The sequence below is a fragment of the Antricoccus suffuscus genome, assembly GCF_003003235.1.
GTDB classification, from domain to species: domain Bacteria; phylum Actinomycetota; class Actinomycetes; order Mycobacteriales; family Antricoccaceae; genus Antricoccus; species Antricoccus suffuscus.
The window spans coordinates 380,140-395,024 of record NZ_PVUE01000001.1 but is presented as its reverse complement, the minus strand read 5'-3'; the positions used below and the strand labels follow the sequence as shown (position 1 = coordinate 395,024).

The 14,885-nt window shown below is 64.2% G+C and carries 15 protein-coding genes and 1 riboswitch; of the genes, 10 read left to right on the top strand and 5 right to left on the bottom strand.

The window, feature by feature from the left end:
- Nucleotides 1–24 precede the first annotated feature (24 nt).
- The gene (locus tag CLV47_RS01925) at nucleotides 25–1,158 is read right to left on the bottom strand and encodes an acyl-CoA dehydrogenase family protein (protein WP_106347295.1); all 1,134 of its coding nucleotides are present in this window, start codon (nucleotides 1,156–1,158) and stop codon (nucleotides 25–27) included.
- Between the two features lie 163 nt (nucleotides 1,159–1,321).
- On the opposite strand from CLV47_RS01925, the gene CLV47_RS01920 reads away from it, so the two are divergent.
- Entirely contained in the window at nucleotides 1,322–1,939 is a 618-nt protein-coding gene (locus CLV47_RS01920) for a TetR/AcrR family transcriptional regulator (protein WP_170110918.1), read from the top strand.
- A 27-nt stretch (nucleotides 1,940–1,966) separates the two neighbouring features.
- On the opposite strand, the gene msrA is transcribed toward CLV47_RS01920, so the two are convergent.
- Together msrA and CLV47_RS01910 are read right to left on the bottom strand one after the other, a co-directional pair.
- The gene (gene msrA / locus CLV47_RS01915; protein WP_202862326.1) at nucleotides 1,967–2,662 is read right to left on the bottom strand and encodes a peptide-methionine (S)-S-oxide reductase MsrA; all 696 of its coding nucleotides are present in this window, start codon (nucleotides 2,660–2,662) and stop codon (nucleotides 1,967–1,969) included.
- A gap of 35 nt (nucleotides 2,663–2,697) precedes the next feature.
- Nucleotides 2,698–2,967: a hypothetical protein gene (locus CLV47_RS01910; RefSeq protein WP_106347293.1), complete on the bottom strand. Its 270-nt coding sequence runs from the start codon at nucleotides 2,965–2,967 to the stop codon at nucleotides 2,698–2,700.
- 147 nt (nucleotides 2,968–3,114) lie between these two features.
- Here CLV47_RS01910 and CLV47_RS01905 point away from each other — a divergent pair, with 147 nt between their 5' ends.
- The 6 genes from CLV47_RS01905 to CLV47_RS01880 all read left to right on the top strand — a co-directional run bounded on the left by CLV47_RS01905 (nucleotide 3,115) and on the right by CLV47_RS01880 (nucleotide 9,757).
- Complete coding sequence (locus tag CLV47_RS01905; RefSeq protein WP_106347292.1) at nucleotides 3,115–3,891, top strand: SIR2 family NAD-dependent protein deacylase; 777 nt, start codon at nucleotides 3,115–3,117, stop codon at nucleotides 3,889–3,891.
- A gap of 135 nt (nucleotides 3,892–4,026) precedes the next feature.
- Nucleotides 4,027–5,637, top strand: a complete 1,611-nt coding sequence (locus CLV47_RS01900) for a cation:proton antiporter (RefSeq protein WP_106347291.1) — start codon at nucleotides 4,027–4,029, stop codon at nucleotides 5,635–5,637.
- Between the two features lie 106 nt (nucleotides 5,638–5,743).
- A complete protein-coding gene (locus CLV47_RS01895) occupies nucleotides 5,744–6,565 on the top strand; it encodes a PP2C family protein-serine/threonine phosphatase (protein ID WP_170110917.1) in 822 nt (273 codons plus the stop codon).
- A 72-nt stretch (nucleotides 6,566–6,637) separates the two neighbouring features.
- Nucleotides 6,638–6,739, top strand: a riboswitch (TPP riboswitch).
- 68 nt (nucleotides 6,740–6,807) lie between these two features.
- Complete coding sequence (locus tag CLV47_RS01890) at nucleotides 6,808–7,440, top strand: ECF transporter S component (RefSeq protein ID WP_170110916.1); 633 nt, start codon at nucleotides 6,808–6,810, stop codon at nucleotides 7,438–7,440.
- Nucleotides 7,437–8,912, top strand: a complete 1,476-nt coding sequence (locus CLV47_RS01885) for an ABC transporter ATP-binding protein (protein WP_238145167.1) — start codon at nucleotides 7,437–7,439, stop codon at nucleotides 8,910–8,912. The genes CLV47_RS01890 and CLV47_RS01885 overlap by 4 nt, the downstream gene beginning before the upstream one ends.
- The gene (locus tag CLV47_RS01880; RefSeq protein WP_106347287.1) at nucleotides 8,912–9,757 is read left to right on the top strand and encodes an energy-coupling factor transporter transmembrane component T family protein; all 846 of its coding nucleotides are present in this window, start codon (nucleotides 8,912–8,914) and stop codon (nucleotides 9,755–9,757) included. The genes CLV47_RS01885 and CLV47_RS01880 overlap by 1 nt, the downstream gene beginning before the upstream one ends.
- On the opposite strand, the gene CLV47_RS01875 is transcribed toward CLV47_RS01880, so the two are convergent.
- The gene (locus CLV47_RS01875) at nucleotides 9,754–10,347 is read right to left on the bottom strand and encodes a hypothetical protein (protein WP_146135254.1); all 594 of its coding nucleotides are present in this window, start codon (nucleotides 10,345–10,347) and stop codon (nucleotides 9,754–9,756) included. The two genes, CLV47_RS01880 and CLV47_RS01875, sit on opposite strands and share 4 nt — an antisense overlap.
- A 129-nt stretch (nucleotides 10,348–10,476) precedes the next feature.
- On the opposite strand from CLV47_RS01875, the gene CLV47_RS01870 reads away from it, so the two are divergent.
- Nucleotides 10,477–11,508: an adenosine deaminase gene (locus CLV47_RS01870; RefSeq protein WP_106347285.1), complete on the top strand. Its 1,032-nt coding sequence runs from the start codon at nucleotides 10,477–10,479 to the stop codon at nucleotides 11,506–11,508.
- Nucleotide 11,509: 1 nt separating this feature from the next.
- Nucleotides 11,510–12,691, top strand: a complete 1,182-nt coding sequence (locus CLV47_RS01865) for an MFS transporter (RefSeq protein WP_106347284.1) — start codon at nucleotides 11,510–11,512, stop codon at nucleotides 12,689–12,691.
- A 17-nt stretch (nucleotides 12,692–12,708) separates the two neighbouring features.
- Here CLV47_RS01865 and CLV47_RS01860 read toward each other — a convergent pair whose 3' ends face one another.
- Complete coding sequence (locus CLV47_RS01860; RefSeq protein WP_106347283.1) at nucleotides 12,709–13,242, bottom strand: DUF488 domain-containing protein; 534 nt, start codon at nucleotides 13,240–13,242, stop codon at nucleotides 12,709–12,711.
- A gap of 126 nt (nucleotides 13,243–13,368) precedes the next feature.
- Here CLV47_RS01860 and CLV47_RS01855 point away from each other — a divergent pair, with 126 nt between their 5' ends.
- Nucleotides 13,369–14,877 (top strand): flavin-containing monooxygenase, encoded by a 1,509-nt coding sequence (locus CLV47_RS01855; protein ID WP_106347282.1) that lies wholly within the window; start codon nucleotides 13,369–13,371, stop codon nucleotides 14,875–14,877.
- Nucleotides 14,878–14,885 lie beyond the last annotated feature (8 nt).

Here is a 14,885-nt window from a genome sequence, read left to right as displayed (position 1 = left end):
GTCCAACGGTTCGGCGCTATGAACTCAGGCGTAGGCCTTACTCAAGATGTCGAGCTGCACCTCGTCGACTCCGCCTCCGATGCGGAGGATCCGGACGTCACGCTGATGGCGGGCGATGTCACCTTCTTCTACGTATCCGGACCCGCCGTGAAGCTGCACGGCGTCATCGACCACTCGGGCGGCTGCAACGGCCGCGTGATATTTCGCTTTGGCTACCGTCCGCGGCGCGTCGGGATGCCCGGTCCGCAGTTGCTCGGCCGCGAGGTAGGTGATCATCCGGGCAGTGTCCAGGTCGATTTCCATCGTCGCCAGACGGTGGCGGACTGACTGCTTGTCTATTAGGTGCCCGCCAAAGGCCGCGCGGTCTCGAACGTGACGGATCGCCAGTTCAAACGCTTCGGCGGCGTGCCCAACACCCATCGCTGCAAGGATGACCCGCTCAAGCTGGAAGGCCGCCATGATCTGGTAGAAGCCACGATTGAGTCCGCCGACGATGTCGCTGCGCGGGACGAACACATTGTCCAGAATCACCTCGCGGGTATCGGATGACCGCCATCCCATCTTGGGCAGCGGTTTTCCCACGGACAGACCCTCGGTACCTGCTCGAACGAGAAATGTCGTAATACCGCGGTGTCCGCGTCCTGGCTCGGTCTTGGCGCCGACTATAAGGACGTCGGCCAATCCGGCGTTGGTGATGAACATCTTCTGACCCGTGATGCGGTAGCCGTCATCGGCCGCTACTGCCCGGGTGATCAGGCCCGCGACGTCCGACCCCGCGCCAGGTTCGGTGACCGCGATCGACGCAATCTTCTCCCCCGCCGCGATACCTTCGGCAAACTCTTCGCGGTGGGCATCGGTGCCGTTATCGATGATGTGTGTACCGGCCATGTATGCACTTACCAACGGACCGATCGCAACGCCACCGGCTGCCCTGGCGAGTTCCTCGGCGACTATGGCGACGGCTACCTGATCGCGACCACTCCCGCCCTGCTCTTCGGGTGTCATCAGGCCGAGCATTCCTGCAGCTCCCATTGATCGCCAGAGCTCATCGGTAAGGCGCCCGTCAGTCTCAGCCTGTGCCACCGCAGGGCGTACCTGTTTGTCGGTGAATGCGCGACACATCAACTGGAAGTCGCGGTGCTCGGGTGCGAGGGTCATTGTCGCTCCAATTAGTTTACCGTCTGGTCGGTAAACTACAATAACTCTGCGATCATAGGTAGGCAAGAGCCCAGACCCGGCGACCACGTTCACAACGTCGCGGAGCGCGACAACTAGGGTTGAGCGGATCTCGCCGAGCAGCGGCACCGAGGAGGAGACAGAAGTGGCGAAAGTTGGGCGCCCCAGTAACGCCGCCTCACGGCGACAGGAAGTTCTGTCCGCCGCCGTCGACGTGTTCAGCCAGCGTGGCTACCGCGGAACGTCGATGAACGAGATCGCCGTCGCATCCGGATTGAGCAAGCCAACCCTCTACCACTACTTCGACAGCAAAGAGGAGATCCTCGTCCGCCTCTACGAGGACCTCATGGAACGGTCCGTTGCGGAGGCGATAGCGATCTCGGACGAGGTCGACGACCCCATCGAAGCTTTCCGAGCGCTCATCGTCCAACGTGTGGTCGCGACCTGCACCAATCAGGCAATGCACAAGGTGTTCTTCGAGGAGGAAGAAGAGCTCCCACGGCACATGATGGACCGACTACTCAAACATCGACACGACTACGAAGGCATCCTTAAGGACGTCCTTCACAGGCTCACTACCCGCTACCGCTCGAGCGCAACGCTCGACGTAACGATGTATGTCAATACCTGTCTCGGCGCAGCGAACTGGGTCTACAAGTGGTATGACCCGCACGGCAGTCTCACTCCAGAACAGATCGGTAACCAGATCGCCGCATACCTACTGGCAAGTCTGAATACCGACCCACACACGGTCAGCTTGTGAGAGTTCACTAACTGGCAACACGCTCGATCAGTCGGTGTTGCCGAGAACCGACTGCTGACTCGGCACCTCGTCCTGCGCGAGAATGCCTACTGGGCAGGCGATCCCGTTGAAACCGTGGTTGCAGTAGCCGTTGGGGTTCTTGAACAAGTACTGCTGGTGGTAGTCCTCAGCCAGATAGATCGGCCCCACCGGTTCGATGTCGGTGGTGATCTCGCCGTGACCGGCCTCGGTGAGGCGAGCCTGGTACGCCGTACGCACCTTGTCAGCGACCTCGGCTTGCTCCGGAGTCGTCGTCAGGATGGTGGAGCGATACTGCGTGCCGACATCATTGCCCTGCTGGTAGCGGGTGGTCGGGTTGTGGTTCTCGAAGAACACCGCGACCAGCGCCTCGAAGGTGATCTGCTTCGGGTCGTACACAACCAGAGCGACCTCGGCGTGCCCCGTCCGACCACTGCACACCTCTTCGTAGGTCGGGTACGGCGTATAGCCCCCGGCGTACGCCGCGGCCGTCGTCCAGACCCCGTCGAGTTGCCAGAAGATGCGTTCCGCGCCCCAGAAACAGCCCATGCCGAAGACGGCGACCTCGAGGTTGTCCGGGTACGGCGGCTTGATCGGGTTGCCGAGCACTTCGTGCGTGTCGGGTACGGCGTACCCGTAGTCCGCGCGCCCCTTGAGAGCTACGCGTTCGTCGATCATGGACGGCGTTCCACCAAAAAGTCCCATGCCCAAAGCCTATGCCCAGCGTTGCCGGCGCGCATCTAACGTGATGACGAGTGCTCGCGGTCGCGTTTAACCCGCGCGGCCCGCCACACGCGAGCGGCACGGATGTCGATAGCGTCGGCGAAGGCGACAAGCGCCACGCCCACACTGGCTATCGCCAATCCCCAGGTGATCGCGTCGCCTTGGTGCCGGACGCTGGCTAGTATGGCGACGAAACAGCCAATAATGGCGCCGATCCCTCCGAAGAAGAAGGCGATCGTCGACCAGATATCTGTTCGGTCGCGGTGAATCGATCTCTTAGGCGACATAGTTCCCCCAGATGCGACGTGCTCGCTGTTGGAGTGCTGTTGCTAGCAAGACGTTCCCTCACCGAGCTACGTTGACATTGTCCTCCGCGAATCTGTGTTGTGCCTGTAATTGCGCTGACGAAATGCTGGGGTCGTAGGCTGGCTGGCATGCCTGACACCGACGCTCTTGCCGACCTGATGCGAGACAGCGCGCGAATCGTCGCGTTTACCGGAGCGGGCATCTCGACCGAGTCCGGCATTCCCGACTTCCGCTCACCCGGCGGCGTGTGGACCCGATACGATCCGCGCGAATTCACCTTCGACAAGTACGTCGGATCAGCCGAGGTCCGGGCAAACTCGTGGGCGATGCGCAAGGAATTCCTCGGCAACACGCCTGCGCCCAACCCCGCCCACCTGGCACTGGCCGAGTTGGACAAGGCTGGTCGCAGCCTTGGGGTGATAACCCAAAACATCGACGGTCTCCACCAGCTCGCCGGCTCGACCAACGTCGTAGAAATCCACGGGACGGCGCGAGAGGTGATGTGCATTGGTGCGGCGCCGGTGGCCGGTACGCCGGACGGCTGCGGATTTCGCGCCGACACCGCATGGGCTCTCGACCTGGTCGCCGCCGGTACGGCGGATCCGCGCTGCCCTGACTGCGGAGGACTGGTGAAGTCCGCGACCGTATCGTTCGGCCAGATGCTGTTCCCCGGCATCATCGAGGCATCCACCGATCTGATGGAGCAAGCCGACCTCGTGCTGGCGATTGGCTCGTCGCTGCAAGTCTTCCCCGCAGCGGACTTGCCAGTCCACGCCGTACGACACGGCGCACAACTGGCGATCATCAACGACGAGCCGACGCCGCTTGACTCGATCGCCCGGCTCGTGGTGACCGGTCGCGCCGGCGAAGTACTGCCCCCGACCGTCCGCAGCGCTCTCGCCTAACGCCGCCTCCGTCACGGCCGTTCGGGCACACATGTGCCAGTTGGCAGCGAAATTTTGCCAGCGGCGTTGCGTTACGGCACATACGTGGAGTTGCGAGAGGACGACGACACGGATCGGGGGTCTTAGGGTGAGGTCATGCCTCAGCTCTGGCCGGTCATCGGCCTCGTCGCCGGAGTCATCATCGTCAACGGCCTCGCCAGCCGGCTGCGCATCGCCGCACCGGTGCTGTTGGTCCTCATCGGTTTCGGCGTGTCGTTCATCCCCGGCGTACCCAGCTTCACCGTGTCACCCGACGTCATTCTGTTCATCCTGCTCCCGCCGCTGCTGTACGCCGCCGGCATGGAGTCCTCGATCATCGCGTTCAAGAAGCTGCTCCGACCGATCCTGCAGCTCGCCGTCGTTGCCGTGATCCTGACGGCCGTGGTGGTCGGCCTGATCGTGCACGCAGTCGTGCCCGCGATCCCCTTTCCGGTGGCGCTCGCGCTTGGCGCGGTCGTCGCCCCACCGGATGCCGTCGCCGCGGTGGCGGTGGCCCGCAAGGTCGGGCTGCCGCGCAGCGTCGTGACACTGCTCGAAGGCGAGTCGCTCTTCAACGACGCGACCTCGCTCGTCATGCTCAAGGTGGCGGTCACCGCGATCGGCGTCGGCACGTTTGGTTCCGGTGCCGCGGTCGGCGAGTTCGCGACGTCCGCCGCGATCGGGCTCGCCGTCGGCGCGATCCTCGGCGTGGGCGTCTCCTGGGCACGCAACGCACTGTCCAATTCGTTGTCGATCACCGCGCTGTCGCTGATTACGCCATTCGTGGCGTACCTCCTCGGAGAGCAATTGCACGGCTCCGGCGTACTCGCGGTCGTCGTCGCCGGGCTGATCGTCGGCTTCACCTCTGCGACTCATGTGTCAGGAGACGTCCGGATCGTCGAAGGGGCGACGTTCGCGACGCTGCGTTACGTCCTGGAGGGTGCCGTCTTCGCGTTGATCGGACTGCAGCTTTGGGACATCGTCCGATCGGTCCAGGAGAGCGCGGGTACGGCGTTGCTGGCCGCGGTCACCACCCTGCTCGTGGTCGTGCTCAGCAGGCCGCTCTGGGTGTACGGCGGCGACGCGCTCTCGCGCCTATTCCGCCGCGAGCACCGCCTGGAGCCTCGGAAGCTGGCGGTGGTGTCCTGGGCCGGGATGCGCGGCGTTGTTTCGCTGGCGGCGGCACAGACCTTGCCGCTAGATACGCCGCACCGCGACCTGATTCTGTTGTGCACGGTGGTCGTCATCTTCGGCACACTCGTCCTGCAAGGGCCAACCTTGCCATGGTTCGCTCGGATCGTCGGCGTACATGCGGACGATCCGGAGACGGCCGCCATCGAGGTACGACGGGCCCGCCACGAAGCGATGGCGGGCGCCAGCGAGATCGCCCACGCGGCACTGGACCAACACCACCTCCCCGCGCCCGCGCGGTTGCTCGTCGAACGCTGGCTTAAAGCCCGCGGCGCCGAGGCGAGTGTTGCCGAGGCCGACCGCGACCTCTACCTGCAGTACCAGGACACGATCAACCACGTACGGCGCGACATCATCGCATCCGAGCGCGCGACGTACATCCGGTTGCGCAACAACGGCAAGTTGTCCGAAGGGAGCTACCAGCAGATCGAGCGGGATCTGGATCTGGAGGAATCCGGGTTGATCCGCCGGCATAACCGCCGCGGACATCAGAACACGCTGATAGCCGAAGGCACCGATGATGAGACCGATCATTAGCATCCGCGTCACCTTGGCGTACGCACGTTGCGACGTACCCCGCCCGATCGCCACTGATGGGTAAGATTGACCAGCACCAGATCAGCCGATGAGGGGTGAGCACCCGATGTCATATGCCATCAACGCGACGGCGCGCACGCACCCAGGGCTGAAACGCGGAAACAACGAAGACTCCTACCACGTAGGCAATCGACTCATCGTCGTCGCCGACGGGATGGGCGGACACGAAGCCGGTGAGGTCGCGTCGGCGATCACCGCTGAGCATTTCGCCGACATCGACGAACACACCGTCGACCCGCGCCTCTACACAACATTGGCGGCCGCGATCGATGAGAGCAGCAAGGCGATTGCGGCCGCGGTCGAGACAAGCCCCGAACTGGCCGGGATGGGTACGACGGCCACCGCGATATTGTTCGGCGACCGGCGGATCGTGGTGGCCAACGTCGGCGACTCGCGGGCGTACGTCTACCAGCGGAGTCGTTCTCGGTTGACGCAACTGACCAGCGACGACTCGTTCGTGCAGATGTTGGTCGATTCCGGCGAGATCACGGCGCAGGAAGCACATGACCATCCCTATCGCAGCGTCATCGTCAAATCGGTCGACGGCAGCAAGGTCAAGCCCCGTTTCACGACGCTGGTGCGGATGCACGGCGATCGTTATCTCGTGTGCAGCGACGGCCTCACCGACTACGTCGATATCGACGACATCACCACGGCCCTCGATCTTGAGGACATCGACGCCGCGGCGGACAAGCTCATCGCGCTCACCCTCGCCGCGGGCGCGCCGGACAACGTGACGGTGATCCTCGCGGACATCGTCGAAACCGCGGAGACCGGACAACACGCGCCGCCCGAGGCGTACCCGCGCACCGAACCAATCAAGATCGACCACGGTCGGTATCCACCGACGGTCACGCAGCACGCCTGACCCAGCCACGCCAGGCTCACCCCGGCGCCACCATCGACGCCGCCTGCCCTACAGTTGGACCTGTAACACTCCTAAGTACGACAGGGGAGCGCACAGCGCTGAGAGTGCGGGCAACCGCAGACCCTCACACCTGATCTGGGTAATGCCAGCGCAGGGAGTCGAACGCCGCGGGCGATTCGAAAGGATGAGCCACGGCGAGACGTGCCGCTTTTCTGTCCTTGAACCAGAGGGCAGGGATCAACGTGACAAGTACCAAACCAACGCGCGCAAGTAGTACGCCGACCAAGGCCCGCGCATCGACCGCATTTTCGCGATGGCGGACCTCCGACATTCTGATCACCGCCGTCATCGGCGTCGTCTTCGGCGTCGTCTTCTGGGGCTGGAACACCATCAGCCCCGCATTCGACAAACTCTTCGCCGGATCTCCGTGGGGCGGCCTGATCGTCGGCGTCTGGCTGCTGCCCGGCGTACTCGCGCCCCTGGTGACGAAGCGCGCCGGCTCGGGGATCCTGGCCGAGTCGCTCGCCGCACTCGTCTCGGTCCTCTTCGGCGCGCCATGGTCGGGCGGCTCGATCCTGTTGTACGGCGTCATCCAGGGAATCGGCGCCGAAGTCGGGTACGCCGTCGTCCTCTACCGCATCTGGAAGCCACTGGTCGTCTTCCTCTCCGGCGCCACGGCGGGAATCGCGTCCGGGCTCCTAGACGTCACGACGTACTACCCGGAGTTCGCGACCGGCTGGAAAGTCGTGCACGTAGTAGCGACGACCATCGGCGCATTGGTCGTGTGCGGCCTCGCGAGTCTGGCTCTGCACAAGGCTTTGCAAGCGTCCGGCGCGCTGCCGGCCCGGCGTGAGCAGAGGCGCATACCTGCGTGAGCCCGCACCCCGACCGGGGTCGGTCCCCCGCCCGGATTGAGGTGCGTGGGTTCGGCTTTCGGCATCTCGCGCGCCCGACCTGGGCGGTACGCGGCATCTCGTTCACCATCGAGCCCGGCGAACGAGTGCTCTTACTGGGCGCCTCCGGCGCCGGGAAGAGCACGCTGCTCAGCGCGATCGCCGGCCTGCTGGACTACGAGTCCGGCGATATCGAGGGTGAGATCCTGATCGACGGCCAACCACCGCGTCCTGGTGACGGCCGCTCGGGCATCGTCTTCCAAGACCCGGACGCGCAGATAGTCATGGGCAGGTGCGGTGACGAGGTCGCTTTCGGACTCGAAAACCACGGCGTACCAATGGACCACATCTGGCCGCGCGTCCACGACGCGCTCGCACAAGTCGACTTCAAGTACGACGTGACCCGCTCGACCCACTCGCTGTCCGGCGGCGAGCGCCAACGTCTCGTGCTAGCCGGCGTACTGGCGCTGCGACCGGGACTCCTGCTGCTTGACGAGCCGACGGCGAATCTCGACCCGGAAGGCACGGCAACCGTCGTCGGTGCGCTCGATCGACTGCGCCGCAGCAGGTCAAGCACGATCCTGATGATCGAGCACAAGGTCTCGGTGGCCCTGCCTATCGTCGACCGGGTGATCGTGATCGACTCGCAGGACGGGGTCATCGCCGACGGCACACCGGGCACGGTTATCGGCGCGCAGGCCACATCCCTTGCCGCACAAGGGGTCTGGATCGACGACTCCGCGCCAGTAGCACCAAGCTTCTGCAGCGCCGTTGGTGATGACCTGATGCACGCGGCAGCGCCACGCTATCGTCACTCGGCCGACGGGCCACTCTTGCCTCAGCCCGCCGACTTCACGTTGCGAGCAGGCACGACAACGGCACTCGTCGGACCGAACGGGTCCGGCAAATCGACGTTGGCGATGATGCTGTCGGGGCTCCGCGGCCCCAGTAGTGGGAGCGTGACCGCAACCGACGCCCTCGCGAATGCGGAGATTCGACGGAAACCCCTACACAAATGGAAAGCGTCGATACTAGTATCACGGATCGGTACCGTCTTCCAGAATCCAGAGCACCAGTTTTTGACGGGGACGCTGTCGGCCGAAATAGCCCTGGGCGCACAGCGGGCGGGCCGGCACGACGCTCAACGACGCGCCGAGGAACTACTCGAACGTCTCCATCTCACGCATCTCGCCGATGCCAACCCCTTCACACTCTCCGGGGGCGAGAAGCGACGCCTCTCGGTGGCGACCGCACTAGCGACGGCACCACGAGTCCTCGTGCTCGACGAGCCGACCTTCGGCCAGGACCGGCGTACCTGGGCGGAACTTCATCGGTTGTTGGCGCAGCAGCGTGACGACGGCGCCGCACTGCTGCTGGTAACTCACGACCACCTGCTGGTGGACACGCTCTCGGACGAGATTATCGGCCTGCGTCGTACCGAGGAGGTGCGCTGATGCCGCCTCCCGGACTCGTCGGCTTCGGTCAGGCCGCGCCGAAATCGCTGCTACGACGGTACAACCCGCTCGTGGGGATCTCGATCATCCTGGTCATCTCCCTGACTCTGCTGATCAACCTCGACCTGCGAGTCTCGCTCATCGTGCTCGCCGCCGAAATTCCACTGGTCGTGATGTCACGGATGACGCCGCGCCAGTGGTGGGCGCGCGGGTGGCCGATCGCGCTCGCCCTAGCCGTCGTCGTACTCACCAACCTGATCTTCTCGGCCGCCAGCGGCGGTACGACGTTGCTGCAGTGGGGTCCCCTCCACGTCACGTCCGGCTCACTCGGTGCCGCGTGCGCGGTCGCGGTCCGGCTGCTGGCAATGGCCCTACCGGGTGTCCTGTTCTTCGCGATCCTCGAACCGACCGACCTCGGCGACGCGCTCATCACGCACTGGCACACGTCGCCGCGATTCGCGATCGGCTCACTGGCCGCGGTGCGCATGATCCCGCTCATCTACGACGACTGGCAGCACATCAAGATGGCCCGTCGTACCCGTGGGATCTCCGGCGGCGCGAACCCGCTCAGGCACGCCCGGATGCTGACCGCCAGCTTGGTCGCGCTTCTCGTGTCGTCGGTACGCCGCGCCACCCGGCTCGCCACGGCGATGGATTCGCGCGGGTTCGACCCGGATCGCTCCAGCCCCTCGACCAGTTCAGGGGACGGGCGGCGACGCTCGCTTGCCCGCGAGTCATTCTGGCGCCGGCGCGACACGCTACTGGTCCTGGTGACCGTGATCGTCTGCGCCGGCGCGACGGCGTACAGCATCATCGGCGGTACGTTCCGGACGATTTTCGGCTAGTCCGTCTTAGGCTTTAGCCCGATCGCGGCCGTTGTACCGACGATAGAGATGGTCGAGGAGCCGTAACCATTCCCCGAGAAGGTGATCTGGCCGATCAGACTCTCACCTGAGCCGGTTTTGGTCTTGTCGCTGATCTCGTAGCCGGCCTTAGGCAGTTCGCTCATCCAGAAGTTATACGCCGCTTCAGGATCGGTCAGTGTCGCCAGACCGCTAACTTCGCCGCCCGTGCTGTAGGTCGAGATGTCTAAGCCATCGGGAACGGGGAATCCCTTTGGAAGCTCGGATTTTGTCACCGTGTCCCCGGCGCCACTCGACTTGTCGGACTTGGTTCCCTTGCTGTCGGAGGTCTTACTGGCGTCCGACTGCGCTGACTGAGTGGAGGTACCCGACTGGCCGCCGTCCCCAGCAGCCTGATTGTCGCCCGAACCGGACCTGCCGACCACGATGATGACGACCGCGATGGCGAGACCGACGACCGCAATCAGTCCCGCGAGCACCACGGGCAGTTTGTTTTTCGTCGCTGGAGGCTGGTCCTGATAGCCACCCTGATTCTGGTACGGCGACTGGCCTCCGTAGGGCGACTGGGTCATCTCGGCATCATTTCCTCGGTGTTCGGGTGTCAGCGACGGGACGGAACCCATCATCTCGTATCTCGAGTCCGACCACGCCACCGGAGTTGCGGTTCCGTTGATGGCTTGACGACAGGCGATAATTGGCGGATGACACAGTCGCCAGTCCCACCCGATATCGCCGCGTTCATCGCCAACCTGCCGAAGGCCGAGCTCCACGTACACCAGGTGGGCTCCGCATCACCGGCTACCGTCGCGAGCCTCGCCGCGCGACATCCAGGCACCGTGCCGTCGGACCCCGATGCACTCGCGGACTACTTCACGTTCACCGATTTCGGACACTTCATCGAGGTCTATCTGTCGGTAGTCGACCTCGTCCGCGAGCCGATCGACGTACGCGAGCTCACCTACGGCGTCGCGACCGATCTCGCAGCCCAAAACGTCCAGTACGCCGAACTCACCGTCACGCCGTACACCTCGGTCATCCGCGGAATCGATCCCGCAGCTTTCGTCGAGGCAATCGAAGACGCCCGCGTCGCCGCCGAACGCGACCTCGGTCTCACGCTGCGCTGGATCTTCGACATCCCAGGCGAATCCGGGATTGAAGCCGCGGAAGGCACACTTAAGGTCGCGCTTGAGCATGGCCCGTCGACGCTTGTCGGCTTCGGCCTCGGCGGCCCCGAGATCGGCGTACCGCGACCCCAGTTTGCGCCGTACTTCGACGCCGCCCGCGCGGCCGGGCTGCACTCGGTGCCGCATGCCGGCGAGTCGACCGGCGCACAGACGATCTGGGACGCGATCCACACCCTCGGCGCCGAACGAATCGGGCACGGCATCGCCGCGGCCACCGATCCGGAGCTGATGGCGTACCTCGCCGAGAACAACATCGCATTGGAGGTGTGCCCGACGTCCAACGTGGCGACCCGGTGTGTGCCGTCGATCGAGGAGCACCCATTGCCAGTGCTGGTCGCGGCCGGCGTACCGGTAACGATCAACAGCGACGATCCGCCGATGTTTGGTACGACGATCAACCGTGAGTACGAGATTGCGACCGAACTGCTCGGGCTGGACCGACACGGCATCGTCGACCTCGCCAAAGCGGCTGTGCACGCGTCGTTCATCGGCGAGGCCGACAAGTGGGCGTTGATCGACCAGATCGACGACACGGCAAGTCGGTCCTAGCTTGGCCCGGCAGGCGACCGACGGTGAGCTTCGGCGCGCGCTAGTTGCGCTAGCAGTCACCGAGATCGTCAGCTGGGGCGTCCTCTACTACTCGCTGCCCGTCGCGTCCGCGGCCATCTCGTCCGACACCGGCTGGTCGCGCACGACGATCGCTGCCATTTACTCCAGTTCGATCCTGCTGTCGGCGTTCATGGGGATCTGGATTGGGCGACTGCTGGACCGGATCGGTCCCCGGATCGTGATGTCGACCGGTTCGGTGATCGGCGCGGCGGGCCTCGTACTCTGCTCGCAGGCGCCGCACCTCGCCGTCTTCATCGTCGCGTGGCTCGTCATCGGCGTCGCTCAGTCCGCGACGCTCTATCCGCCGGCGTTCACGGCGCTCACCCGGTGGTACGGCGTACGTCGGGCCTGGCCGCTCACGATTCTCACGCTGGTTGCCGGGTTCGCCTCGACCGTCTTTGCTCCGCTCATTGCGCTGCTGCTGGACCATCTCGACTGGCGCCAGGCATATCTTGTGCTGGCGGCAATCGGTCTGATCATTACCCTTCCGCTGCACCTCGTGGCGTTGCGCGCGCCGTGGCCATCAACCCCGCGGGGTGCGACCGGCAAGACCGCCCTTGCCGTCGAACTCCGCGCGATCACCCACACCAAGCGGTTCCGCGCGCTCCAGGCGGCGACGATGGTCGCCGGGCTCGGCCTCTACTCGGTCACGCTTAACTTGATTCCGCTGCTCACCGCGCGTGGATTCAGTGATTCACTCGCCGCATTGACCTTCGGTCTGGTCGGTGCCGGACAGGTCGCCGGGCGACTTGTCTTCGCCCCGTTGAGCGGCAAAGGTACGCCGCGGGCTCGCATCTCCACGCAGATGATACTCACCGTCGTTGCACTAACTCTCGTCGCGACCATTCCCGGTCCGGTGGGGATTGTCATCGCGGCGGCAATCTTCATCGGTGCGGTCCGCGGCTCACACACCCTGCTGATGCCGACGTCCGTCGCCGATCGATGGGGCACGGCAAACTTCGGCGCGCTCAGCGGCCTGTTCAACGCACCGATCGCCGCGGCGATCGCTATCTCGCCCCTTGCCGGCGCGTTGCTGGCCGACGGGTTGGGCGGCTACGCCGCGGCGGCCGGCGTCTTCGCCGTACTGGCCGTCGTCGGCGTCGTACTGAGCCGTCGTACCTGAGCCGAATCGAGGCCCGGTCACTCGTCGGACGGATACCACAGACGCAGGCCCTCGACCTTCGCGAAGCTGGTCATCGTGTGTGCCTTTGTGGACGTCGGGCTCATGATGTCGCATACCTCCTGGCCTCGGACCAGTAACGCGTCAGCAATGAGCGATCGGTGACACCGCCAGGGCACCGCTTCGGCGCACATGATCGCGACCGGCTGCTCCTTCGCTAACTCGACCAACTCATCTATCGCACTTGAGAACTCGGCCGTCTGCATATAGTCGGCGTAGCTGCGGAAGCTCTTGTTGCGCCATGCCCCGTTGATCGTCGACTCTCCGGCAGGAGAATGCCGTAGGCCGCCCAATGATTTCATCGGTTGATATTCGATGTTCGCATCCGGCAAGGTTTCGGCTAGCTCAGACGCACCGAACTGCGGGTTATGCCGCGAGCCGGGCACCGTCCGCACATCGATGAGCCGTCGTACGCCGTTCACCTTAAGCATCTCGAGGAACTCGTCAATGGGATGCGTCGAATGCCCGATCGTATACACCTTGGTCGTCGCCATACCGCTATTGAACCCTGCCACGGTTGCTGCTCGGGAGAGGACGACACCCACCCTTCCCTGGTCACACGTAGCGCCTTCGGGGTAGCGTCAAATTAGAACCGTATTCCACCGGAGGGATGAGAAGGCATGACAGATACCGCAACAGTTGATCTCCCGCAGGAAACGAGTACCGGCGACGTTACTCATGTCGACGTACTGATTGTGGGTGCCGGAGTCTCCGGTATCGGCGCCGCGCACCATCTGCGCGACAAATACCCCGACCGGAGCTTCGCGATCCTGGATGCGCAGGATGCCTTCGGCGGCACGTGGTGGGCACACCGCTTCCCCGGCATCCGCTCCGACAGCGACCTGTTCACCTACGGCTACCAGCACAAACCGTGGCGCGGCCCGTCGATCGCGACCGCTGACCAGATCCTCAAGTACCTCGAAGAGGTCATCGAGGAGGAAGACCTGGCCGGTCACATCCACTACAGCCACCGAGTGACCGCGCTCGAGTGGTCATCCCAGGACAGTCAGTGGACCGCCCACGTCACCCGGGGCGACACCGGTGAGCAGGTGCGCTATACCGCCAACTTCTTGTGGATGTGCCAGGGTTACTACAACTTCGACGAGCCCTACACGCCCAACTGGCCGGGCATGGATCGCTATGAGGGGACCCTCGTACACCCGGAACAGTGGCAAGAGGATGTCGACTACGCCGACAAACGCGTGTTGATCATCGGCTCCGGCGCGACCATGGCGACCGTGGCCCCAGAGATGGCCAAGACGGCAGAGCACGTGACCGTGCTGCAACGCTCGCCATCGTTCTATGCCGCGCGGCCCGTCGTACACGACCTCGCCAAGATGCTGGAACCGCTGGACCTACCACCCGCATGGACCCACGAGATCCTTCGGCGCCAATACATCATGGAGAGCGACGCGATTACGACGCTCGCCCAGACGAACCCCGATGAGGCTCGCGAGATGTTGCTGGACGGCATCCGAGACCTGCTTCCGGAGGGCGCAGACATCGACAAGGACTTCACGCCGAAATACCGGCCATGGCAGCAGCGCATCGTGCGAGTCCCCGACGGCGACTTCTTCGAGCGGATGCGTGCCGGCAAGATCTCGGTCGTCACCGACACGATCAACGAGTTCGTCGAGAAGGGTGTGCAGATCTCCTCCGGCGAGGTGCTGGAGGCCGACATTATCGTCACCGCGACCGGCTTCAACATGTCAACGTTCGGCGACATCCCGTTCGAGGTGGACGGCGAGCCCGTCGACTTCACCAAACGCGTGACCTGGCGTGGGCTCATGATCAGCGGTGTCCCAAACATGACCTACGCATTCGGCTACTTCCGGCACAGCTGGACGCTGCGGATCGACATGATCAACGAGCTCGTCGGTCGCATCTTCGGGCACATGGTCGAGCGCAATGCGCACGTCGTCGTACCGACCCTGCGTCCCGAAGACGAAGACATGCCGCTGATGCCGTGGGTCGACTCGGAGAACATCAGTGCGGGCTACATGATGCGTTCGCTTGACAAGCTCTACAAGCAGGGTGACCGGGACCCGTGGAAGCATTTGTACGAATACGACCACGAGGCCAAGATCTTTCCCGAAATTGACGTGGAAGACGGTCTCGAATACCGCTGATACGGCTC